General features: G+C 40.8%; 18 protein-coding genes and 1 CRISPR repeat array. Of the genes, 7 read left to right on the forward strand and 11 right to left on the reverse strand.

All coding sequences use genetic code 11. From position 1 onward, the window contains the following. The first annotated feature begins 29 nt into the window (after positions 1-29). A complete protein-coding gene (locus H6G83_RS19970; protein ID WP_242044700.1) occupies positions 30-884 on the forward strand; it encodes an SDR family oxidoreductase in 855 nt (284 codons plus the stop codon). Between the two features lie 249 nt (positions 885-1133). Here the strand turns inward: H6G83_RS19970 and H6G83_RS19975 are convergent, their stop codons facing one another. From H6G83_RS19975 to H6G83_RS19990, 4 genes are all read right to left on the reverse strand, one after another. Then, a complete protein-coding gene (locus tag H6G83_RS19975; protein WP_190475593.1) occupies positions 1134-1988 on the reverse strand; it encodes a lysophospholipid acyltransferase family protein in 855 nt (284 codons plus the stop codon). A 164-nt stretch (positions 1989-2152) separates the two neighbouring features. Next, a complete protein-coding gene (gene dprA, locus H6G83_RS19980; RefSeq protein WP_190475509.1) occupies positions 2153-3271 on the reverse strand; it encodes a DNA-processing protein DprA in 1119 nt (372 codons plus the stop codon). Between the two features lie 88 nt (positions 3272-3359). Further along, positions 3360-4004, reverse strand: coding sequence for a DUF2301 domain-containing membrane protein (locus H6G83_RS19985; RefSeq protein ID WP_190475512.1), 645 nt, complete (start codon positions 4002-4004; stop codon positions 3360-3362). Between the two features lie 84 nt (positions 4005-4088). After that, positions 4089-4892 (reverse strand): SAM hydrolase/SAM-dependent halogenase family protein, encoded by an 804-nt coding sequence (locus tag H6G83_RS19990; protein WP_190475513.1) that lies wholly within the window; start codon positions 4890-4892, stop codon positions 4089-4091. 110 nt (positions 4893-5002) lie between these two features. Between H6G83_RS19990 and pirA the strand changes: the two genes are divergently transcribed. From pirA to H6G83_RS20010, 4 genes are all read left to right on the forward strand, one after another. Beyond that, on the forward strand, positions 5003-5158 hold the full coding sequence (gene pirA, locus H6G83_RS19995) for an arginine synthesis PII-interacting regulator PirA (RefSeq protein WP_190475514.1): 156 nt from the start codon (positions 5003-5005) through the stop codon (positions 5156-5158). 370 nt (positions 5159-5528) lie between these two features. Then, complete coding sequence (locus H6G83_RS20000; RefSeq protein WP_190475516.1) at positions 5529-6206, forward strand: DUF305 domain-containing protein; 678 nt, start codon at positions 5529-5531, stop codon at positions 6204-6206. Positions 6207-6602: 396 nt separating this feature from the next. Beyond that, entirely contained in the window at positions 6603-7568 is a 966-nt protein-coding gene (locus H6G83_RS20005) for a LysR family transcriptional regulator (protein WP_190475520.1), read from the forward strand. A 432-nt stretch (positions 7569-8000) separates the two neighbouring features. Next, on the forward strand, positions 8001-10421 hold the full coding sequence (locus H6G83_RS20010) for a sucrose synthase (RefSeq protein ID WP_190475521.1): 2421 nt from the start codon (positions 8001-8003) through the stop codon (positions 10419-10421). A 103-nt stretch (positions 10422-10524) separates the two neighbouring features. Here H6G83_RS20010 and H6G83_RS20015 read toward each other — a convergent pair whose 3' ends face one another. From H6G83_RS20015 to rppA, 3 genes are all read right to left on the reverse strand, one after another. Continuing rightward, complete coding sequence (locus H6G83_RS20015; RefSeq protein ID WP_242044702.1) at positions 10525-11160, reverse strand: peptidoglycan-binding domain-containing protein; 636 nt, start codon at positions 11158-11160, stop codon at positions 10525-10527. Between the two features lie 617 nt (positions 11161-11777). Beyond that, positions 11778-13118 carry a sensor histidine kinase gene (locus tag H6G83_RS20020; protein WP_190475522.1) on the reverse strand — a complete coding sequence of 447 codons (1341 nt, stop codon included), beginning with the start codon at positions 13116-13118 and terminating at the stop codon, positions 11778-11780. Between the two features lie 518 nt (positions 13119-13636). Then, positions 13637-14311: a two-component system response regulator RppA gene (gene rppA / locus H6G83_RS20025; protein ID WP_190475523.1), complete on the reverse strand. Its 675-nt coding sequence runs from the start codon at positions 14309-14311 to the stop codon at positions 13637-13639. Between the two features lie 358 nt (positions 14312-14669). Continuing rightward, positions 14670-16810: a CRISPR direct-repeat array (repeat unit 37 nt; unit sequence GTTTAAATTTCACCTAATCCCTATTAGGGATTGAAAC). A 97-nt stretch (positions 16811-16907) separates the two neighbouring features. Between rppA and H6G83_RS20030 the strand changes: the two genes are divergently transcribed. Continuing rightward, positions 16908-17276 carry a hypothetical protein gene (locus tag H6G83_RS20030; RefSeq protein WP_313936563.1) on the forward strand — a complete coding sequence of 123 codons (369 nt, stop codon included), beginning with the start codon at positions 16908-16910 and terminating at the stop codon, positions 17274-17276. Positions 17277-17732: 456 nt separating this feature from the next. On the opposite strand, the gene H6G83_RS20035 is transcribed toward H6G83_RS20030, so the two are convergent. The 3 genes from H6G83_RS20035 to H6G83_RS20045 form a co-directional block, all read right to left on the reverse strand. Continuing rightward, positions 17733-17969, reverse strand: coding sequence for a hypothetical protein (locus H6G83_RS20035; protein ID WP_190475528.1), 237 nt, complete (start codon positions 17967-17969; stop codon positions 17733-17735). 778 nt (positions 17970-18747) lie between these two features. After that, complete coding sequence (locus H6G83_RS20040) at positions 18748-20940, reverse strand: CHASE2 domain-containing protein (protein WP_190475529.1); 2193 nt, start codon at positions 20938-20940, stop codon at positions 18748-18750. A 758-nt stretch (positions 20941-21698) separates the two neighbouring features. Continuing rightward, positions 21699-22682 (reverse strand): vitamin K epoxide reductase family protein, encoded by a 984-nt coding sequence (locus tag H6G83_RS20045; protein WP_190475531.1) that lies wholly within the window; start codon positions 22680-22682, stop codon positions 21699-21701. Positions 22683-22685: 3 nt separating this feature from the next. Here H6G83_RS20045 and H6G83_RS20050 point away from each other — a divergent pair, with 3 nt between their 5' ends. Then, positions 22686-22922, forward strand: a complete 237-nt coding sequence (locus H6G83_RS20050; RefSeq protein WP_190475533.1) for a hypothetical protein — start codon at positions 22686-22688, stop codon at positions 22920-22922. Here H6G83_RS20050 and btpA read toward each other — a convergent pair. Beyond that, positions 22909-23757, reverse strand: coding sequence for a photosystem I biogenesis protein BtpA (gene btpA / locus H6G83_RS20055; RefSeq protein WP_190475535.1), 849 nt, complete (start codon positions 23755-23757; stop codon positions 22909-22911). The genes H6G83_RS20050 and btpA overlap by 14 nt on opposite strands. Between the last annotated feature and the right edge of the window lie 449 nt (positions 23758-24206).

Below are 24206 nucleotides of genomic sequence, written 5' to 3' on the forward strand. Positions count from 1 at the left end.
GCGATCGCTAGCTGTAGTAGGAATGGCTAATGATGCTGAAAATTTTAGTGACGGGTGCGACGGGAAATGTCGGGCAAGAAGTTGTGCGCTTGCTGCTATTGCAAAATTGTCATGTCTGTGCAGCAGTCAGAAATCCTACAAGCGCTCAACAGATATTAGGAAATCATGTCGATTGTATCCCCTTTGACTTTACCAATCCCAACACATTTGTCGAAGCTTTTCAAGCAGTTAATCAACTATTTCTACTGCGTCCGCCTGCGCTGGCTAATGTTCGGCAACAAATTGCCCCAGCTTTAAATGCGGCAAAACTCGCAGGCGTTGAGCATATCGTGTTTCTTTCTTTACAGGGAGCCGAAGGCAACTCTTTTGTACCGCACTCAAAAATTGAACGCTATATTAATCAATTGGGTATACCTGCAACTTTCTTAAGGTGCGGCTTCTTTATGCAAAATCTCAACACCACTCACCAAGAAGATATCAAAACTCGTGGTGAATTGCTGATGCCGGCAGGGAAAGGTAAAACTAGTTTCATCGATGTGCGGGATATTGCGGCTGTTGCAGTGCAGACTTTGATGGCAGGTGGGCATCAGTCACGCGCCTACACACTTACAGGCAAAGAAGCCTTGACTTATTACGAAGTTGCAGACATCTTCACATCAGTTTTAGGTAAGCCAATAAGCTATAATCCCTCTTTGTTCAAGTTTGTTCAACATATGCGTTCATCCGGTTTATCGATGGACTATATTTTGGTGATGATAGCAATTTACACAACTGCTCGATTAGGATTAGCAAGTGAAATCACATCGGATACAGAACAATTGCTCAATCGTTCACCGATAACTATACGCCAGTATGTTGAGGATTACAAACAGTTTTGGTTATGACGTTACAGCTCTTGGATAACTTTTAAGAAACACAGGTGACAGGTGACAGGTAACAGAAAATAGGGAATAGTTGTGTTTCTTGAAAGGTAAGGACTTTAGTCCGGGGAAAAGGACTAAAGTCCTGACTACAAACCTTGAAACTAACTGTAGGGTGCGTCAGCAGTGATAATTCGGAACAAATCAAGGGATTTTCCACATCTGACGCACCCTACCCCAAGTGCCAGTGGCGTAAGTCCTGTTGATATCAGATTAACAATTGGTTCGGCTGGTTGCTGTTTGGGCTAAATTGTCTAATTCTTGTTGCATTTGGGTGTAGACTAATTGATAGCATTCATTCACATAGTTACGATCTCTAGCTGCATCTGTGCCATAACGTTCAAAGATAATTGGACGACACACACGAGTGTGAATCTGCACAGGTAAGGGAATATTTGGCAAAGGCCCAATAGCTAAACCCCAAGGTAAACCCAAGTATATGGGAAAAACTCCAGGGTCTACTTGATCTAACCAGGGTAAGCGCAATTGCTGCAATTGTTTTAGCAAATCGTGGCAATCAGATAAAATAATTAAGGTATCATGAGCGCCCACTGATATGACGGGAACAATGGGTACTTCTTTTTTCAAGGCTAATTTAATAAAGCCACGATGCCCTGCAAGATTAATTTTATACCGTTGGCTGTGAGGACGAAACATATCATATTGTCCTCCAGGGTAAACAAGGACGCTAGCACCAATATCAAATGCCGCACTAGCTGCTTTGGGATGGGCGACAATGGCTCCTATTTTCTGTGCTAGGTTGGCTATTTGTGGATTCACTTTCCAAGCGTAAGGGTGCATAAGTCCATACACTAAACGCTGAGTGCCAAATCTAGAAAACCAATCATACATCATCATTATCAAATCAGGGGAAGCGATGCCGCCATTATGGGAACCAACCAGCAGCACTTTACCTTCTGTTGGGATATGATGCCATCCATCAGTTTTGACTCGAAAGTAGTAACGATAAAACCATTCCCAAATCGGCATTAATGATTCAATTACCTGCGGATCACGTTCCGTTAATGATGAGCCTGGGATGGATGTCGATGTAGTGGTCTGTCCCATTAATTTTGTGGTGTTATGGGTGTTCAAATCCCCGACCTCTCTAAGAAGTCGGGGATATAGAAGCTATCATAACTAATGCGATAGACCACTGGGGCATCTATTTAGTGACCATGTTTACATAAAACGTGGTTTTTTGAATTGATTTGTCCCTGCCTGCACAAATTTTAACATTTTTGATATCGCATTCCTGGGAGTTGGGAGATTATACCCATCAGTTCCAACTGTAATAAGGCGCTGGAAACTGAGCCTGCATTCATGCCTGTTTGTTGGATAATTAAATCGAAGGGTAAAGCATCATAGGCGATCGCATCCAGCACTTGTTGCAGTTCTGGTGGTAAACTAGGCACAATCGACTGTTCTGGTATTGCTGATTTATCTACTACATCTAATTGTGGTATTGCTCCCAACATTTTTAATAGTTCGTCTATTTCTTTAATAATTGTGGAAGCACCTTGACTAATTAACTTTAAACAGCCTTGAGATGGAATATCATCCAATCTTCCGGGGAGTGCATAAACATCTCTGCCAAAATCATTGGCATAGGTAGCTGTAATTAATGCACCAGATTTAATTGGCGCTTCCATTACCAAGACAGCACGACTTAACCCCGCAATTATTCTATTACGGCGGGGGAAGTGTGTGCGATCGGGTGGGGTTTTGGCTGGATATTCACTGACAACTATTCCAGATGTAAGAATCTGCTTATACAAGTCTAGATTTTTATGGGGATAGACGACATCTACACCTGTACCTAAAACTGCAATTGTTCGTCCCCCGGCTTTCATGGCTGCACTGTGGCTGACTGTATCTATTCCTTCCGCCATACCGGAAACTACGGTGAAGCCATTTTTGGCTAAAGCTGTGCTAATTTGCCGCGTCCAGCGTATACCATATTCTGAAGGCTGGCGTGTCCCGACAATGCCAACTAGGGGTATGTTTCCCAGATTTTCTTCCATTTCCACCACACCCCGATAGTAGAGAATTGGGGGTGGGGTGGGAGTTTCTAATAACAAACGAGGATATTGTGCGTCTGCTGGTGTCCAGAAATGGGGGTTTTGTTGTGCGTGTTGGATGAGTAATTGTTCTGGGTTGAGACGCGATCGCTGTTTTACCACTTTTTCCAACGTCTGTAAACCAAAACCCTCAACTTTCCCTAACTGAGATGGTGTAGCATTCCACGCTGCTGATAATGTCCCGAATTGCTGCTGTAATCTTCGCAGCAAAACAGGCCCTATTCCCGAAATTTGCGCCCAAGCTAACCAATATGCCCGTTCTTCTCCCACTTTCTCATCCTCACGCCCACTTGGTTGATTATTCCCAAATTTGGGGCTAAGGTATCGGGGACAGTTATCAGTTGTCAGTTATCAGTTGTCAGTTATCAGTTATCGAGCGTTTTTGTTTGAGATAAGCAAATACTGATTTATCGCCGATATCGGGGGGAATGGCTTGTATGGCTTTACGTACAGCAAATACTATGAATAATATTGCCCAAGTTCCTAATAGAATTTGTTCCCCTTGAGTGGGTATAATACCTACTAAATGTCCTAGTAAAAGTGAGGGAACTATTAAGGTTAGGGCTTTGGTTTCTAAACGATTAAAGCAAAATGCTTCTTTGAAATAAATTCCTGTTAAAGCAGCGAAGGTAAAACCAATTCCTAATATAGTTAGGGGTTGGTTGTAGACAGTCACAGCAAAAGGTTGGCTGTCAGAATGTCCTACATAAAATGCAGCAATGCTACCAATTAACCAAAACGCTTGTAATAGTCTGTGCAAGGGTGCAAGGTATATATGAATTGTTAATAAACTTACGCCCAGCGCCAGACTGAAGCAAGTATATAAGGGTGTCAGTGCTTGGATGGCTAGAGGATTATGGTTGAATAATACTAAAGCGCTGCCAATGGCAAAGCTGAAGGCGGCTACCATTAAGGCAGAACGATAGATAATCACACCATTGCGATCGCTCTGTTCAATAGTAAATTCCCCAAACTGACCTTGATAAACTTCTGATGTAGTCATTGGTAATTGGTAATTGGTAATTGGTAATTGGTAATTGGTAATTGGTAATTGGTAATTGGTAATTGGTAATTGGTCAACTGTGATCTAGTTTAAACTAATAACTTCTATAGGGTCTTGCAAGTTGATTTGTAGCTGTGATTGTGCATTACCGCTATTAACGGCTATTTCTACCCAGCCATGACTCCCAATTAAAGCTAGTGCTTCTCCTGTCTGCACTTCACTATAGGTATTACACCCTGGAATGATTAAATCACCAACTTGGACATACCATTTTTTATTTTGCGTATAATCACCTGGAATATTGCTAACTAAATTACCAAAGTAATCTATATATTGAATGCAGCCTGACCAACCTGTTTCTGTCTGAGTGCAGTTTTCCAGCTTCATCTGTACTAAACTGGTTGGGTCAATTTCATCTCCCAATTGTTGAATCAATACACCACTTGCAAGATGAGCGCCGACTGGGGCGAAAATATCTCTACCATGAAAGGTTTTACTCGGTTGAGGAATGCGCCAGTATCGGGAATTTGTTAACTCAACGACTGTAATGGCGGGAGTTTGAGCTAATACGCCGCTAAATATGCCATTATCCGGCCCTACTAAAAACCCACTCGCTAATTTTACTGCGATCGCTCGTCTTTGACTACCCACCTCCGGATCTACCACCGCTATATGTACCGTCCCCTCTGGGAAGTAGGGATAAGCATTCATCAAACAAAACCTAGCAGCAGCAATATTTTGCGGCGGTATTTGATGGGTTAAGTCCACTACCCCCAACTTGGGGTTAATTTGGGCTATAACTCCCTTCATCACCGCCACGTAGACATCGCGATCGCCAAAATCGCTCAATAACGTCACAAGCGGTTTTTTTATCCAATTTTCTAACATAACTGGCAACAATATGTATATTAAACTAAAATTTTCTGTAACATAGACTACGAAAATTATGCTATGTTATAAATAACAGACATAACGCGAAAGATTAAGAGGTTAATCCTATGAGCCAAGGTAGACTCAAGGTAAATAGTGCTGCTCAAGAAGTACACAGACAAAATATTCAAAGAAATATAGAGCATCGCTTGGAAGTAGCCAGAGCTAAAGGCGATGAAAGATTAATTCGGCAACTAGAGGCTGAATTAAGACAGTTTGCTTAGATTTCCCTGTTCATAGTTCATAGTGTTGTTGTGTTCACCCCGCCTTGGCGGGTTTTTTTATTAAACAGGTGACAGGTGACAGGTGACAGGTGACAGGTGTTCCCTTCCCCTTTCCCCCTTCCCCTTTCCTGACTTTTCACGGGATCTGGAAGACCTCTCTCCAAACCTCTCTCCTACAAGGAGAGAGGCTTTGATTTCTCCCCCTTCCCTACTAGGGAAGGGGGCTGGGGGGTTAGGTCTGTCGTTAGCTTTTCCACATGACGTGAAAAGTCAGTTCCCCTTTCCCCTTTCCCCCAAAATAGCACTTGACTCTCTAGCTAACTGGAGAGTTCACAATAGAGTCAGCAGAACGCTGTGGAGATAATATTGAATGCTACGCCCTTATGTAAAAAATACCTTTTTGGCGTTTGGCTTTGTAGTGCTGACATCCTTTACAGGAGGGGTGTTGACTGCTTGTTCTACAAATTCTCAAACCCAAACCGAAGCCTCTCAACCCACTGCAACTGATGCTAGCAATCAGCAGCATCATCATCACAGCCAAGCAATGAATTTAGGCCCAGCAGATGCTAATTATGATTTGCGCTTCATTGATGCCATGATTATGCACCATCAAGGGGCTGTGGATATGGCGAATGTTGCACAGCAGAAGTCAAAACGGAGGGAGATTAAGCAGTTGGGGGCTGAGATTATCAAAGCCCAAAACCAAGAAATCGCGCAAATGAAGCGGTGGCGCACAGCTTGGTATCCCAAGGCAGGAAATCAAGCGATGGCTTATGATGCGACAATGGGTCACATGATGGCGATGTCATCCGAGCAACAGGAAGCGATGATGATGAGCCAAGATTTAGGCGGGGCTGATGCTGAGTTTGATTTACGCTTTATCAATGCGATGATTCCCCATCATGAAGGAGCGGTGGTGATGGCGCAAGATGCTTTACAGAAATCGCAACGCGCGGAAATTAAGAACTTGGCTCAAGCAATTATTAAAGCGCAGCAAGGGGAAATTCAGCAAATGAAACAGTGGCGGACTGTTTGGTATAAAAAGTAGTTTGCCACAAAAGCGATCGCCTGGGTGGAAGTTAGGCGATCGCTTGATCGTGGTAGTTTGATATTAAGACGGTAGACAAATTAATTCGAGGTATTAGAGAATACCAAATAATAAATCATCCAAGTTGATTGTTAGCAGGGTGAGTCAGTATCAATATTTTCTTGGTATGGCTAGGGTTTCTCTTGCTGACGCACCTGACATTTTGGATATTTTTTTTATCTGGAAGCCCTTAAACAAGTCCCAACAACTGAGACAGGTAGTGTAAATAAATTTACAAATTTAGTAAAAATGTAATTGATTCCTCACAAATTCCTCATAATTCTTATATTAATATTAAGATACAGCTAAGTGCTGGTTACGTATACCTGTGATTAGCTTGTCTCTAAACCTATCTTTATGAACAATTATTTAGATTTAATCCACAGAGATAGCCTGTTAAACTCCCTGAGTTTGGAACATCTGCGAATTTTTGAAGCGGCTGCACGACACAAAAGTTTCACTCGTGCAGCCGCAGAACTCTACACTACCCAGCCTTCGGTATCGCGTCATATTAAACAGCTAACGGAAACAATTGGTACACCATTGTTTGAATATGTAGATAATCGTATTCAACTAACACCTACAGGGGAAGAAATTTTAATTATCTACAAAGAAATTTTTCAATGTTTAAGAGATTTTGACACAAAGTTGATTGATTTAAAAGATATAGAACAAGGTCAATTAAAAGTCTCTGCTGTCAGAACACTCAAGTATATCATGCCTAGATTACTACAATCATTTTGTCCACAGCATCCTCATATTAGAATTGCATTTGAGTTTACCAATCATGAAGAAATTTTGACTAGAATGCAGGAAAATATGGATGACTTCTACATTCTTACCTACCCACCAAAAAAAGATGATTTTGAAATCAACCCATTTCTCGATAATTCTTTAGTGGTAGTTGCGCCATCAAATCATCTTCTGGTTAATCAAGCATATATTTCCTTAGAGCGGTTGGCAAAGGAAAAATTTATTATGCGAGAGAAAGGTTCAGAAAATCGCATAGCTGTCGATACTTTGCTGGCGCAACATGACACAAAATTGCCAGTGAAATTAGAGGTAAATAGCAATAGAGGAGCTAAACAAGCGGTGCTTTGCGGTTTAGGTCTGGCAGTTTTATCGATATATACCTTAAATCCAGAATTACAACAAAATCAACTATCTATTCTCAATGTTGAGGGGTTCCCACTTGTTCAGAAGTGGCAAATAATTTCTCTCAAGAACAGGTGGATATCTCCTGCTGCTAGTACTTTTTTAAAGTATATGCTGCAAGAGAGTGTAGCCAATAGAGATGATAATTTTTTACTCAGTGCAGGCTGAAATTGTGGCAATCCAACTCATAACATTTTCAAATCATAGTAGAAATTATATAGGTAAATTATTAAGTTGGCAAACTATATCTATAGTATAAAAAATTGTCTACCTTTAGTTAGAGTTAATAATACCTAGTTATCGATATTCTAAGTGAATGAGAACAAGAATTGATACGGCTGATAAAACACAGGTAGAAGAATTTATCTGTGTTTTTTTGTATTTGTACCTGTTGAGATTCTAGGTTGTAAGCGCACCCTAGAAAGCCAACCAAAACTCTACCCACGAGGGGATAGAGTTTTGTCAGTGGTCATTGGTCAATAGTGAGTGGGTTTGATAAATTTTAATCCCACCCATAAAGGGATGGTGAATTAAAGCAGTGCAAAACCACAACTGACACAAGCAGTACAAATAAATCAAATCTTCATTTAAGGGGTGAATATGTCAGAATTAATTCAAGCAATCTTAGATAGTGAAGAGAAGAATGATTTGCGTGCTTTTATGAGCGAGTTGCGTCAGCAAGACAAAAATTACCTGCTGCGGAATGACATCCTGAATGTATATAGTGAATACTGCGCTAAGTCACAAAAACCAGAAACGTTTTATCATTCTTCCACTTTAGGTAAACTCATCTACTATACTCAAGAAATAATTCAAGAAGATTCCAACTTTTGCTTTATCATTCGTCCCAAAATTGCCAGTCAAGAAGTATATCGAATTACTTCAGAATTAGCGGCGGAATCGATGACTGTGCAAGAATTGTTGGATCTGCGCGATCGCCTAGTCAACAAATACCATCCCCACGAAGGCGACCTGCTAGAATTAGACTTCGGCCCCTTCTACGACTACACCCCAACCATCCGCGACCCCAAAAATATCGGTAAGGGTGTACAGTATCTCAACCGCTATTTATCTAGTAAACTGTTTCAAGACGCAAAACAATGGCTAGAAGGTTTATTTAACTTCTTGCGCCTGCACAATTACAACGGTATCCAGCTACTCATCAACTACCAAATTCAATCACAGCAGCAATTATCGCAACAAGTTAAAAAAGCCATCAACTTTGTGAGCGATCGCCCCGATGATGAACCCTATGATCAATTTCGTGTACAATTGCAAACGATGGGTTTTGAGCCGGGTTGGGGTAATACAGCAGCCCGTGTGCGCGATACCTTAAGCATCCTCGATGAATTGATTGATTCTCCCGACCCCCAAACCCTGGAAGCCTTCATTTCCCGCATCCCGATGATTTTTAGAATTGTCCTAGTATCAGCCCACGGTTGGTTCGGACAAGAGGGTGTGCTGGGTCGTCCCGATACTGGTGGTCAGGTGGTGTATGTCCTCGACCAAGCCAAGACCTTAGAAAAGCAACTCCAAGAAGACACAGAGTTAGCTGGTTTAAGTGAGTTAAACGTCAAACCCAAAGTTATTATTCTCACCCGTTTAATTCCTAACAGTGATGGAACCCTTTGTAACCAAAGATTAGAGAAAGTATACGGTACAGAAAACGCTTGGATTTTGCGTGTCCCCTTGCGGGAGTTCAACCCCAACATGACGCAAAATTGGATCTCTCGATTTGAATTTTGGCCTTATCTAGAAACCTTCGCCATCGACTCAGAAAGAGAACTCCTAGCAGAATTTCATGGCAAACCAGACTTAATTGTGGGTAACTATACCGATGGTAACTTAGTTGCGTTCCTGTTAGCGCGACGGATGAAAGTTACCCAATGCAACATCGCCCACGCTTTGGAAAAATCCAAATACTTGTTTAGTAATCTCTACTGGCAAGATTTAGAAGAGAAATATCACTTCTCATTACAGTTTACGGCTGATTTAATCGCCATGAATGCTGCTAACTTTATTGTCAGCAGCACCTATCAAGAAATTGTGGGTACACCCGATAGTGTAGGACAATATGAGTCTTACAAATGCTTCACCATGCCGGAACTGTATCATGTGGTGAACGGGATTGAATTATTTAGCCCCAAATTTAACGTTGTCCCGCCTGGGGTGAATGAAAATTCCTACTTCCCCTACACCCGGACTCAAGATAGAGTAGAAAGCGATCGCGCTCGTTTGGAAGAAATGTTGTTTACCCTCGAAGATCCTAGCCAAATCTTCGGTAAACTCGACGACCCCAACAAACGCCCCCTATTCTCAATGGCGCGTCTTGACCGGATCAAAAACCTCACCGGTTTAGCCGAATGCTTTGGTCAAAGTAAAGACTTGCAAGAACATTGCAACTTAATTTTAGTTGCAGGTAAGTTGCGTGTGGAAGAATCAGGCGATAACGAAGAACGAGATGAAATCGTCAAACTCTACCACATCATCGAAGAATACAATTTGTACGGGAAAATTCGCTGGCTGGGTGTGCGCCTTTCCAAAAATGATTCTGGTGAAATTTACCGCGTCATTGCTGACCATCAAGGTATATTTGTCCAGCCTGCATTATTTGAAGCCTTTGGTTTAACAATTCTGGAGTCAATGATTTCCGGCTTACCCACCTTCGCCACTCAATTTGGAGGCCCATTAGAAATTATTCAAGACAAAGTTAATGGCTTTTACATTAACCCCACCCATCTAGAAGAAACAGCCGCAAAAATTGTTGATTTCGTCACCAAATGCGACCAAGACCCCAACTATTGGCATAGCATTTCTCAGCGAGCAATTGACCGAGTATATAGTACATATACTTGGAAAATCCACACAACCAAGCTGTTATCATTAGCCCGAATTTATGGCTTCTGGAATTTCAACTCCAAAGAAAACCGCGAGGATTTATTGCGCTACCTTGAGTCATTATTCTATTTAATTTACAAACCCAGAGCGCAACAATTACTAGAACAGCATAAGTCTAGGTAATTGGTAATTGGTAATTGGTAATTGGTAATTGGTAAACTGTATTTTTCTTCCCATTACCCATTACCTATTACTCATTACCAACCTTCACAGATATGACTGTTGACTATCTTGTTAACGAATACCAAGTATTAGTCCCGACTACCCCATCTACTACAAGATTACTCTGAACTTGAAACGCTTTCACAGCCGTTTCTGTCAGCGCACCAAAATTACCATCAACTCGAATAGCATAGCCTTTAGCTATTAATAACCTTTGCAAAGCCCGGACAGCAAGACCAGAATTACCAAAACGTAGTGTTGGTAAATTGCGACGAGTTGTAGACCTTCTCGCAATTACAACTCTTTTGCGAAACCTTTGGGATATCAGACGTGGTTCACAGGGAAATTTCACCCTGACGGCTTGAAAATTGTTGAATTCAGATAAGCTATATATGTCTTTTGCTACAACTTTTTGTGGATTTTTTAAGAAAGATTTGTAATTTTTTGGTTGGTAATTAGCTTTAATATTTGCGGAAATTTCACTAAGCCTTGTAAATTCAGGTGGCGTGATTTTAGCACTCGCTATTAATTGAGATGATTCACTCTGGGTTAAATTTTTCCTGCCTTGGTCAAGCTGAATTGTAGGCTGTTTGGGTACAATGGACGTAGAAGGTTGTTTTGTTGCTAATACGCCCGTCATCAGCAAGACAATTTCATTCATGGTATTTGATGTGACTATGACCCATAATTCCTTTGACATAAAAAATTAAATTATTCCGGAATCAGGCGTACCTAAATCTCATAAGTTAAATTTTGTGCAATGACAAATGATTCAGAATATGTTGACAAAATTCTGAATACATTATCTTTATTGGGTTTTAATTATTAGCTGCTAATTGTGCAGCATAATTTTTTACAAGACATATTTTTTTTGATACTTCAACTTGTAAGTTGTGTTGATTTTGGGGTCAGCAAATTCTCTCTTAAGCCCTTTAGTTAACTGTTCAATAACAATAAACTCTAGATAATCAGAAATTTATTCCACCTGAAGCCGTAGATATTCAGGCGGAATTTTTCGATTTGGTATAGCAGGGGACATCAGTTATCAGTTATCATATCAAGTTCGGCTAATTACTTATAATATGGTTGTTTTGGTCGGTAATTGGTAATAGCTAATAGGTAATTGTTGTGAGCCATTACCGATTACCTATTACCTATTACCAGCCCCCAATATATGATAAGTATTTAAGCGGACATGATATCAGTTATCAGTTCTGACGGCTTGTGGTGGGGGATAAAGCAGTGTCTCCCAAAGTCTTCCATCCATCAATTGGTGTGCTGTTTCACTTTGGTATTTAACTGTTCACTGATAACTGTTCACTGTTCACTGTTAAAGATTTTCTGAAAAAATTTGTATTTTTCCAACCTAGCTTCTGTAGTGTGGTTAAATAATGATAGTTCAATTTGAAAAGTAGAACCTTCACCTAGTAGACTTTTCACAGAGATTTGTCCTTGGTGGGCTTGTACAATTTGTTGAGCGATCGCTAGTCCTAATCCAAAGCCACCAGTTTCACGAGAGCGCACCGTATCTACTCGATAGAATCGCTCAAAAATATAGGGTAAATCGGTGTCAGGTATACCTATACCATTGTCTTCCACCTGAATGATAGCACGCTGGGATTGGCTCAATAGTCGTAGTTGCACCTCTCCACCTGTGGCTGTGTATTTAAAAGCATTAGTCAGGAGATTAAGGATAGCTTGTCTGAGCAAATTAACATCTGCGTGAACAATTATAGGCTGACGGGGAATTTGAGGATGAAACTTGAGGTTGTTGCTAGTGGCTTGGGGAGTGACTTCCACAGCTAGCGATCGCAACATTTCACTCAAATCCACAGGTTTTAATTTCGTTTGTGCCAGCGAAACATCATGACGTGATAGGAACAACAAATTATTGATCAGCGTAGTCATTAACTTAGCAGTTTCGGCAATCTTTTGTAATCGCTGTCTTTGTTCAGAAATATCTTCCGGTGGCATCAGCGCCACTTGAGCATTACTTAATACCGTGGCTATAGGTGTACGCAATTCATGAGAAGCATCTGCGGTAAATCGCTGTAATTGCTGGTAAGCTTGGAGACTGGGACGCATCGCCAACCCCCCTAAAAACCAACCAGTAATCCCAATTACCCCAAAAGTAATCGGCACACCCAAAGCCAAAAACAAGCGGGCTTGATTCAAGCTACCACGTAGAGAGTCCATTGGGGCGGCTGCTTGAAAATAACCAAGTAACACCTTATCCTTCATCACAGGAATAGTAACTTGGCGAATCCAGATAGTTTCACTAGAGGATTTGTTTGATGCAGCTAGAACTTGCAAAGTTTTGAATCCAGGTTCTGTAGTTAAATGTTTCGCATCCGATGAACCGATAAACTGCACAAGTTGCTTGTTAGCGTTATACCAACGGGCGTAAAGTAATCTGTTATTTAAAGGGACACCATCATCTATAGGAGTCGGTGCAGTTTGTGTTTGCCATTTACTTTGGTAAAGCGCGTACTGGGTTTTTGTGGCAAAGCTTTTACTCTGACGAAACAGTTCATCATCAAAAAATCGCAACTGTTCTTCCACATTTAAGCAGTAACCCACGCCTGCAAAAGCAAACAAAATTCCACCCATCGATAGGGCAAACCAGTGAGCGAGATTACGGCGACTGTGATCAAACATGGGATTGGGGATTGGGGATTGGGGATTGGGGATTGGGGATTGGGGATTGGGGATTGGGGATTGGGGGGAGATGAGGTAGTAACCCACCCCTAGCCCCTCCCAGGAGGGGAACCTACGGTGTACACACATCTCTGTGCTGAGTGCAAAATGTGGTCTGATCCCCCTAAATCCCCCTTAATAAGGGGGACTTTGATTCTTGTTCCCCCCTTTTTTAAGGGGGGTTAGGGGGGATCAAAACGTTGTCTGACTAGGTTATCAGACTTGTGTGTACACCGTAGGGAGGGGAACGGGGAGATGAGGGGATGAGGGAGAAGTAGCTTTAGCTTGTTGTATTTCTTTTTTAAGGAACGCTACGCCAACTAGCGAGCAAGTAAGACTGTAGAGACGTTGCATGCAACGTCTCTACATTATTTATTCGGTGCAACTTCATAGAAAATTGGTATAAGTATATATTTTTAGTCATTAAATCTTGTATACCTTTCTTCCTCATCTCCCCCCAATCCCCAATCCCCACTCCCCTACGAAGGTGGGTTTAAGCGATAGCCGACACGATGCACTGTTTCTATCCAATCTCTAGCACCAATTACTTGCAGACGTTGACGCAGGCGGCGAATTAAGGTTGTGACTGCATTACTTTCTGGTTCTTCGCCAAAACTCCAAAGAGCTTGTTCAATTTGGTCGTGGGATAATATTTGTCGGGGATGACGCATGAAATATTCCATCAGTTGAAACTCTCGGCTGGAAAGCTGAGTTGTTTGTGAATCAAGTTCAATAGTCAGGTTAGATAAATGTAGGTGCAAATCGCCCAAGCTGATTTTATCGCCTTGCCACATTGGCGATCGCCTGCCCAATGCTCGCACTCGCGCCAACAACTCTAGCACATCCACTGGTTTGACTAAATAATCATCGGCTCCCGCATCCAAACCCGCTACTTTATCGCTAACTGTGTCTTTTGCCGTTAACATCAGTACAGGAGCCGCTTTTCCAGCCCGGCGATATACTTGGCACAGTTCAATGCCGCTTAACTTGGGCAACATCCAATCTAATATTAGTAAGTCATAATCCTTGCGAAAAGCGAACCATTGGGCTGTTTCTCCGTCTGCGATCGCATCCACTGTATGCCCAACTTTCAACAACGCTGTCCGTAATGGCTCTAACTGTGCTGGGTCATCTTCCACCAGTAAGATTAACATCAGATTTGTTTTGCTTGCTGTGTTTTTCGCTTACTTATTTTAAGATTAAGTTACAACAGTGACACAAAAGTGTCAGTAACTCAAATTATGCTGATAAACCCAGCCTTTTGCGTCAACCTGTAGGTGTTTTTTCAGACTGATCAATTTTTTCGCCCCAATCCCTTATCCTGCTTAGGTTCCAGCCAATCATATGAAAAAGGAGGTTGACGCAATCTCTGAAACCCTTACCAGAAGTACTTTTGAGCGATTTTTAATTGACCACCTCTTGACAACCCATCGCCTGAAACGCTATTTTATCTCTAGGTTGACGAAACTGAACCTTGAAAACCAAATATATCAATGCTTCTGGAGCCGGGCAGTTTAAATTTCACCTAATCCCTATTAGGGATTGAAACTAAAGCCTTGCGGGTGTAAGCTCGGATCAATATTGTTTAAATTTCACCTAATCCCTATTAGGGATTGAAACCCTACAATATCCTCTGACAATAACCTCACCTGCGTTTAAATTTCACCTAATCCCTATTAGGGATTGAAACAGTTGATTATCCTCTATATCTTGTAATGCCCAAAAAGTTTAAATTTCACCTAATCCCTATTAGGGATTGAAACCCAATAGATAACCAATCAGACATCATACTCTACGTTTAAATTTCACCTAATCCCTATTAGGGATTGAAACTCTCTACTGCGCCTACTCTGTCGCTCAACTTATCGGGTTTAAATTTCACCTAATCCCTATTAGGGATTGAAACAGGGAAGCTAAAAGCACAGCTAATAATGCTAAGGCGTTTAAATTTCACCTAATCCCTATTAGGGATTGAAACTTGAAAAAATAGGAGAAGTCAAACTAAGTGAAACAAAGTTTAAATTTCACCTAATCCCTATTAGGGATTGAAACCGCATCCGCTTAGGAGAAAAATTAGCCAATAAGGTTTAAATTTCACCTAATCCCTATTAGGGATTGAAACTGTGAAATAGCGCAACCCACAGGATGCCTCGGCTCTGTTTAAATTTCACCTAATCCCTATTAGGGATTGAAACGTTTAATCGGAACTTTTATATTTTTAGCTATTGCGTTTAAATTTCACCTAATCCCTATTAGGGATTGAAACTAAGTGGAATCAAGTCACTCCACCGCATAGTTGCGTTTAAATTTCACCTAATCCCTATTAGGGATTGAAACCACGCAATGGTATCTGATAATTCTCCCACCTTGAGTTTAAATTTCACCTAATCCCTATTAGGGATTGAAACTTATGGCGCTGAACAAAGAGATTTAATTATTAGAGGTTTAAATTTCACCTAATCCCTATTAGGGATTGAAACGCCATTAAGATATTCCGCAAAACACTCTGTAAACTAGTGTTTAAATTTCACCTAATCCCTATTAGGGATTGAAACACTAGGAACAGCTAACCCTAGCCTAATCGTTGTGGGGTTTAAATTTCACCTAATCCCTATTAGGGATTGAAACCTGGGGTAATTAAATCTTTGAACCAACGCAGACGAATAAGTTTAAATTTCACCTAATCCCTATTAGGGATTGAAACACTTAATAGAGGTTGATTACGACGAATCAACAGATACCGTTTAAATTTCACCTAATCCCTATTAGGGATTGAAACCCATCTTCGGTGAGATAACTTTCAATGGGGTAAATTGTTTAAATTTCACCTAATCCCTATTAGGGATTGAAACTCAACCACTCTAAAGGTCGCACAAGTAACTTGAAGTTTAAATTTCACCTAATCCCTATTAGGGATTGAAACAATTGCTCTAGTTCATTAACCTTTTGCACCAAATCTTGGTTTAAATTTCACCTAATCCCTATTAGGGATTGAAACAGTATATCGCTTAATATTGCTGAGTCCATCGTTAGTTTAAATTTCACCTAATCCCTATTAGGGATTGAAACCATCGTGGCTGTAGCTGGGGGCTTAGGCGCGATCGCGTTTAAATTTCACCTAATCCCTATTAGGGATTGAAACAGCAGATGTGTACCTGATGATGCCAAACAACTAACGTTTAAATTTCACCTAATCCCTATTAGGGATTGAAACTTTCATGATGCTCAGATACAGTAATCAGCACAACGTGTTTAAATTTCACCTAATCCCTATTAGGGATTGAAACCTTTAATAGCCTGGTAATTCTCAGGCTTACAATAAAGTTTAAATTTCACCTAATCCCTATTAGGGATTGAAACTTCATCGGATTCCTTGTGCTATTTTGCAGGCTAAAGTTTAAATTTCACCTAATCCCTATTAGGGATTGAAACTTTGCAACGCCGCATTTCATGGGAGGCGCACAGAGTTTAAATTTCACCTAATCCCTATTAGGGATTGAAACAATTTAGCCCACAGGCAACCTTGATATAAAGGACAAGTTTAAATTTCACCTAATCCCTATTAGGGATTGAAACACTAGAAACAAGCTTAATAATATGCGGTGCAATGGTTTCAGTTTAAATTTCACCTAATCCCTATTAGGGATTGAAACCTAAAGTAGATTTATAATAACCAAAAAAGCGATCGCCAAGTTAAAATTCCACCATACACCCATACACCCTTTTATGCGTCAAGTTCCACTTTTTCCAGTGTTACGAACATTAGGTCTTGTGTTCTGGTTATCTTTGCCGCTAATTGGGTTGAGTTTTTGGTTGGGAAGCAGCTTCATCGGTGAGCAAATACTCAGTCGAGGCTACGACCATAAAAAATATCTCCAAGCCGATAGCCAAATGGCATGGCAGATGAAGAAAAAGATTATGGCTATTGAAGTGGAAACTCTTCCGCACAAAGGAATATCTTTTGTGAGCGTCAAAACAAATCACTCAACGCTGAAAACGATGATATTTGAATTTGCGATCGTCGAACCTCGCAAACTAGAAGCCAAGCTTGCTCAAGAGTTAGGGTTGTCCCCAGAACGAGTTAAGGCGTTAATTCGCTATCAACCAGATAATCAATGACAACTCTCACCTGTTACCTCTAGCTTTACGCTAGATATGCTATTGTCTTAATAAGCTGTTATTAAGCAGCTAGTCAAAATCTAGTGTTAGTGCGATCGCTTGTAACGGAACCCAAGCGATCGCATTTTATAACTAGTTTGATTGTCATTTTACTCAAGGTTTCTTTTTATCAACTTTTGCAAGAGTTATTCACTCTATTTTCAGTAACTCTACTTTTTTATGCAGTATTTTTTATCACTATCCTGCTTTTTCCCAACTCCCGCTTGATTTTTCACTTTCCATCCCTGATGACTTTGGTTTTGAATCAAAAACTAGCGGACATATTCCCTATCATTTCTTTTGTGACAGTTTCAGGTGCGGAATGAAGGTTCGATAGATGAGGACAAAAGCTAACCAAAATATCAACAGCCTCAGCGACTTAAGCACCTGTAGCCTGTCCCCTATCCCCTGCCATATTTAGCGAGTGCCGCTACCATGCTGACTATCTGGGCCTCCAAAATTGGGCGGAACGTACAATTCTTGCGAGTCCAATAAATTTTCTCCAGGGTTCTGGGTGATTGAGCTAGTGTCTGTAGAACCACCAACCGATAGCGAAGACCTTAAGTTTCCTGTAGCATCTGCCACCTTGGGAATGACTAGACCCGCACTGATGCAAAATATTAAAACTCCGATGACTGTCAAGTTGGTTCTCATAAGCTTTTAAATTTCTGATTTATGGGAACGTTATTAATTTTTTACAAAAGCAAACCTGAGCTTTTCCAAAAATTAAATTTTCTGTAAATTTATTACTTCGCCAGAGAAATAAAAACTTAACTACGGTCAAGTTAGAAGTCACATTGTTTAAGGAATTGCCCTCAGAACGCTGTCGTAATTAAGAAATATAACTGATAACAGATTTTAAACACCTATCTGCGGTTAGAAATATTTCTCGGTCTAAAGTGATATGTATTCATTAATTACCACAACAGAAATAGAAAACTCATGTTTCTTTAATCTTTTTTTAATAATTGTTAGTGTATATACTTACATCGCTAAAAGCAAATTACGTATTTTTACGCATAAAATACAGTTTGTTAGCCAAAACTTTATATTAAAGATATGTCAAATTTAAATAACTAATTATAAATTTATTAATTCTTTATAAAGATTATTTAACAATTTCAGTAACTTGTATAGTTACTTAACTTTTAAGAAACACAGGTGACAGGTGACAGAAACAAGAAAATAGGGAATAGTTGTGTTTCTTTCATATTTTGCGGGTTTTGCGGGAGCGTTCATCGCGCCCGTAGGAGGCTTTCAAGAAACACAAAAGTATAGGGATGCTTTTAAGGGCAGGTTTTTATTGAAGTAATGAATATGGCAGTAGGGTTTTTCAGATGCCGTGAAAAGTCAGACCCCTACACCCTTCATTGGTGTCAACTTAACGTGAAATGGTACGAACGTAAGCGATGTTTTGATAGCCGTGGGATTGTCAAGCAAATTCAATACGGTTTTTCCCTAAATGTTTGGCTCGGTACATAGCAGCATCTGCCTGTTTTAGCAACGTATCAGTATCTAAACTGTCGTTTGGGTAAATACTAATACCAATACTAGCGGAAACCTTAGTGCTACTTCCGTTGAAGACAATTGGCTCAGTGATATTCAAGAGGATTTTTTCAGCAACTTTAGCAGCTACTTGCACATCAGGTATTGGGCGGAGAATCACAGTAAATTCGTCACCGCCCAAACGAGCAACTATGTCACTAGTACGCAAAGAATTGCTGAGTCGTTGAGCTACCACTAATAATAAGCGATCGCCCATTTCGTGACCGAGGGTATCATTAACTTGCTTAAAGCCGTCTAGATCAATAAATAGTAGCCCCAGTAAAAGATTTTTTTCTTTTGCCCAGTTAATAGATTCGTAAAGTTGTTCAGCAAAGTATTTACGATTAGGCAGACCTGTTAAGGAGTCATGATAAGCTAAATAACGTAAATGGTCTTCTTTAAGTTTTAATTCATTATTAGAGCGAAACAATTCTGCGGCGGTGCGCTTCAGTTCCTCTTCCATCAACTTGCGCTGAGTTATATCCCGAATTACCCCAACTAGAAAGAAATTACCAGCCGCATCTTTGTGCAGCGATCGCTTAGTCGCAATCAAATGAGTTTGCCCAAAAGCATCAGTAAATTCTTCCTCATTTTCCTGGGGTTTTTGAGTTGCAAACACCAACTCATCTTGCTCTCGAAAAACCTCCGCTTCATGTTTAGGAAAAAAATCAAATTCCGACTTTTCAATTAACAAACTATCAGGATAACCAATCAATCGGCAGTAAGCTTCATTTAAAACAACCCATTGATGTTTCTCATTTTTTACAAAAATGGGGTCAGCAATTGTATCAATTACTTGTTGCAGAAATTCTTTAGAACGCTTTAATTCTTCTTGTATATGAGCAAGATAGTTAGTAATCCATATTACTGAACCAGTAAAAGCAAGTAACGAGGGAATTAAAGGTATCCACCACCCTGATAAAAAAGTCAAATAAGCAACTACAAAAAGTAGACTACAAGCAATAAATATTGCCACAATGCTTGAGACAGCATGACGTATCCGCCATGCTGTGACTGCACCTAAATAAGACCAAAGAAAAATCCATAAGCATTCCCAGAACTTAGACCAAACTTGTAGTAATGGTCTTCCTTCTAAAGCCGCAGAAATTAGCTGACTAACAAAATAAGCCTGTACCTCAATCCCCGGTACAGGCTTTGCTCCTTTTATCAGATCACTAGAATAGGGAATAAACACAAAATCTTGAATACTAGGAGCTGTAGAACCAATTAAAATAATCCGATCCTGAATCCAGCTTTTTGGGACTTTATTAGCCAGCACATCTACCATACTCACCTTTCGGAAAGGACAGGAGTCTTTACTAAAATTATGACAGCTTGGCTTGGGAAAATTAGACAAAATTTGATAGCCTCTAGCATCAGCTCTCACATAAGCACCATCATTTTCCTGAAACCGAATAAATGCTGCCTTTTTCAACTGCAAATATTTTGGGTCTATAGCTGCTTTTGTGGGAAAAACCTGCTCTGACTTTAAATATAATAAAGCTAACTTCAAAGCAAAACTTTCATAGGGAATATTATTAATATGCCAATACAATAAACTACGGCGGACTTTGCCATCAATATCATAGAGTAGATTATTAAAACCTACTTGTTCACTATTTAATCCTTGTGGTGGTGGGACATGAGGACTTTGGTTATTAGCCAATAGTTGCGTACCAATTAAATTCGGCATTGATTTATAAGTATTTATCAAAATTTTATTACCATCCTTCGATGGCAAATCGCGATAAATATCTAAACCAATAGCACGGGGTTGATTGGCTTGTAATTTTTTTAATAACTCAGCAATAATACTATCAGGAATAGGGAATCCATTACGCAAAGATGCTTCATCAACAGCGACTATAGTAATGCGATTATCAGGTTGTTCATAGGGACGCAAACGAAAAAATTGATCCAATGCTGCTAATTCCAGGGGTTGCAGTAGTCCCACATAACGCAACATCAGAACACAAAGCACAATAAGAGAAGCAGTCGTTAAGTCTCTAGGTACTCGACTAAGGCATTGTTTCAGTCCTCGCATTAACTTGATAAAATGCTTGTCTAATTGCTTACTCATTCCCAATACCCAAGCGGGAGAATCTTATATTTTAGTTATAAAAAACAAGTTAAAAATTCATAATTTAGAAGTCAGAAATCCTGATAATTAGATATCCAATTATAAGAATAATCTGGCTTCTAAACGTTCTTAGTATTTACGGATCTGATATCAGACTTATTAAATATCAAGTTGCTATCAAGTTGCTATCAAATATAGCTCAATCACAAATTATATTTATGAAACCAAAATGCTAGGAATTCAATAGTATGCCTCCAAATAATAGCGCATGAGTATTTGATTATTTAATCAAACAAGCTTAATTCTTTTTAATGGTTAACTCTGGTTTTTAGGATATACTGCTCCACCTCAACTCTCTTAAAAACGAAAAACGCTTTAAATGAACCTTGTAAGGTGATTTAAGGGTGTGTAAAATTTTTTGCTACACAAGATAAATTTTAAAACATCTTCTTAATCTAAGTAGTATTTATTAATAGTATATTTTCACTTAGTTGTAATCGCCATACTTTTTGAGACAACTTGTATCATTCTTTATGTAGTATTAACATGGACAGAAAACTATTCACTTAAGTGTACTAAATAAATGCTAAAATAGGGACTGCTGCTTATTCCCGGCTATAATTAGCACTTTGTAGTGTTTGACATCAACAAAACAGTCAACCGATAATAATTTCCACTTGGCTACCTGTTGACTGTTGATTCAGTAATATTTCTTAGTGTATGGGCTAGATAGCCACACAAGATTATTAGCAGTGATTTTACTTAAAGTACTTAAAGTTACTGGGGCCTGTATAACCAGAAACTTTTGCTAGTTCTGCAAGATTTTGGACTCCGCTATAGCTTTTTCCGTTGATAATCCAAGTCGGGAAGCCTTGAATGTTAGCTGCTTTGCACAACTCTACTTTGGCGTTGGGGCTTTCAGCAGCACACTCTACCTTAATATTATTGTCACTGATAATTTGATAAGCTTCTTTACCAAAGAGTAACTTCTGCTCATGGCAGTGGGGACACCAAAAGGCGACGTATTCTTTAGCCCCTACCTTAACTAAGTGCTGTGCGAGGGCAATTTCTGCCTCACCGGAAGTGGTGTTAATTTCCCAGCCAAATTCAGGGTTAGGATTGGTCTGAGGCACAAATGCAGGTATTTGTCCAGGTGGTATGCTGGCACTAAAATCTGGTTTATTGACATTAGCGTAAACGGCTAAAGTGCCAATCAGAGTCACCATGCCGACAATCAAAGCAGTGAAAAATATTTGCCCGATATCTTCCCACGATCGCCCAACAATTGTTAGTACCAAAAGGCTGAGGGAGAATAAAGCCGAACTGATGCAATAAAGGCAAAGGGCATTGATTTGAAATGCTAGCAAATACATTAAGTAGCCACTGAAGACGGACATGGCGATCGCACCCACCAACAGTAGCCACCAAGTTGCATTTTCTAGCCGCTTGTCTTTATTATTTTCTCCAGCTTTCAGTACAAGGGGAGCTAGAGCTAAGATTAACATCCCGGTATATGCCAAAAACCCGAACAAGGCTAATGGCTGTCCAAAAATTGTAGCCCAAGGGCTAGAGAGTACATCAGTACAACTTTTAGCACCAGCCTGCGCTACACAAGCAGGGCTACCTCCTGTTAATTTTTCTATAGTTAGATAGCCGGTATTGAGAGCGCCAAGACCGGCGATCGCGGCAATTATCGGACGCGACCATTTATGTATCCAAGGAGTAGAACGGCGACGAATCATAAATTGGGTATTGGGTATTGGGTATTTGGAGATGAGGGAGTGGGGGGAGATGGGGGAGATGTGGTTCTCTGCGAGACGCGCTCCGCGTTGGCGCAGCCTCTGTCTACGACACGCTCCGCGAACGTAGAGAACGACTACGCTCACCAACCGGGAGTGGGGCGAGTGGGGGGAGATGAGGGGAAAACAAGAAGGCTTTCCCCAGTTCCCAATCCCCAGTCCCCAGTCCCTAAGAATGTATAGTTACTGAAGAAATAGATTTATTCTCACCTTTAGAGTTCCAATTGCGACGTGCAGCTTCCACAAATTGGCTGACGCGAATTGGGTCGATTGGTTGTTCGATTTTACCTTGGCGTTTCAGGGAACTGGAAACAATGACACCATTGGCAGCTTGCAACAGTGTACCAACGTTTTCCCAATTAGCCCCACTGCCGATAAATACGGGTGTGCCATTGGCTGCACCACAAGCTAGTTCTAAATCTTCTTGATTGGGGGGGCTACCTGTAGCCCAGCCAGATAAAATCACCGCATCTGCCAAACCCCGTTCGATAGTGTCTTTCACCGCCACGGTGAGATTAGGGGAACTCAGAGGACGGGCGTGTTTGACCAAGACATCAGCGAGAATTTTCACATCGCTACCCAATTCTCGGCGATAGCGGAGTAATTGATGCGCTTCTCCTTCAATTAGCCCTTGGTCTGTCGCCATCACTCCTGTCAGAACGTTGACACGGATAAATTGAGCGCGGACACAACTAGCGATCGCCATTGCACTTTTGCCATCATTCCGCAACACATTTAACCCTATGGGCAACGTCACCAAATTCTGTATCCGTTGCACTACCACAGTCATAGCACTCACAACTGCCGGATCTACCTGATTTTTTGTAAACGGCGCATCAAAAAAGTTTTCTACAATAATACCGTCAACACCACCACTAGCCAGAGCGGTTGCCTCTTGTTCTGCACGGTCAATCACTGCTTTGAGACTACCTCCCCAACGGGCGGAAGTCGGCAATGGTAGCAGATGCACTACGCCAATTATCGGTGTTCGAGTTTTAAATAATTGATATAAGTCCACGTCTTTTAACTATTGTCAGAGATTGGTTATTGGGGATTGGGTATTGGGGATTGGGTATTGGGGATTGGGTACTGGGGATTGGGTACTGGGGACAGAAGAGGCAAGGGAGCAGGGAGAAGGCAGCAAGGGAAAGGAATTTTCCCCCTTGCCCCCTGCCCCTCTGCTTATTTTTCTCCCTCATCTCCCCGTTCCCCTCCAGGGAGGGGCTAGGGGCTGACAGGTGTAGGTTTTTTACTGGTGTTCCAAAAACCTTGGTTTGGGGTGTAAGGGTGTAGGGTGTAGGGGTGTAGGGGTGGATGAAACAATGATTTTCTCCTTAGTTTTATAGTCCTTACTCACTGCTATATTAAAAACCTACACTTGTGAGGGGGCTAGGGGTGGGTTCCTCCCTCATCTCCCTCATCTCCCTCATCTCCCTCATCCCCCTCATCCCCCTCATCTCCCCCCAA

The sequence above is a fragment of the Anabaena azotica FACHB-119 genome (assembly GCF_014697625.1).
In the GTDB taxonomy this organism is placed as follows: domain Bacteria; phylum Cyanobacteriota; class Cyanobacteriia; order Cyanobacteriales; family Nostocaceae; genus Trichormus; species Trichormus azoticus_A.

What these genes read in the sequence shown, in the direction of transcription:
- H6G83_RS19970 (WP_242044700.1), top strand. Translation starts at nt 30, where the DNA reads ATGATGCTGAAAATTTTAGTGACGGGTGCGACGGGAAATGTCGGGCAA.
- H6G83_RS19975 (WP_190475593.1), bottom strand. Translation starts at nt 1,988, where the DNA reads ATGGGACAGACCACTACATCGACATCCATCCCAGGCTCATCATTAACG.
- H6G83_RS19985 (WP_190475512.1), bottom strand. Translation starts at nt 4,004, where the DNA reads ATGACTACATCAGAAGTTTATCAAGGTCAGTTTGGGGAATTTACTATT.
- H6G83_RS19990 (WP_190475513.1), bottom strand. Translation starts at nt 4,892, where the DNA reads ATGTTAGAAAATTGGATAAAAAAACCGCTTGTGACGTTATTGAGCGAT.
- pirA (WP_190475514.1), top strand. Translation starts at nt 5,003, where the DNA reads ATGAGCCAAGGTAGACTCAAGGTAAATAGTGCTGCTCAAGAAGTACAC.
- H6G83_RS20000 (WP_190475516.1), top strand. Translation starts at nt 5,529, where the DNA reads ATGCTACGCCCTTATGTAAAAAATACCTTTTTGGCGTTTGGCTTTGTA.
- H6G83_RS20005 (WP_190475520.1), top strand. Translation starts at nt 6,603, where the DNA reads ATGAACAATTATTTAGATTTAATCCACAGAGATAGCCTGTTAAACTCC.
- H6G83_RS20010 (WP_190475521.1), top strand. Translation starts at nt 8,001, where the DNA reads ATGTCAGAATTAATTCAAGCAATCTTAGATAGTGAAGAGAAGAATGAT.
- H6G83_RS20015 (WP_242044702.1), bottom strand. Translation starts at nt 11,160, where the DNA reads ATGTCAAAGGAATTATGGGTCATAGTCACATCAAATACCATGAATGAA.
- H6G83_RS20020 (WP_190475522.1), bottom strand. Translation starts at nt 13,118, where the DNA reads ATGTTTGATCACAGTCGCCGTAATCTCGCTCACTGGTTTGCCCTATCG.
- rppA (WP_190475523.1), bottom strand. Translation starts at nt 14,311, where the DNA reads ATGTTAATCTTACTGGTGGAAGATGACCCAGCACAGTTAGAGCCATTA.
- H6G83_RS20035 (WP_190475528.1), bottom strand. Translation starts at nt 17,969, where the DNA reads ATGAGAACCAACTTGACAGTCATCGGAGTTTTAATATTTTGCATCAGT.
- H6G83_RS20040 (WP_190475529.1), bottom strand. Translation starts at nt 20,940, where the DNA reads ATGAGTAAGCAATTAGACAAGCATTTTATCAAGTTAATGCGAGGACTG.
- H6G83_RS20045 (WP_190475531.1), bottom strand. Translation starts at nt 22,682, where the DNA reads ATGATTCGTCGCCGTTCTACTCCTTGGATACATAAATGGTCGCGTCCG.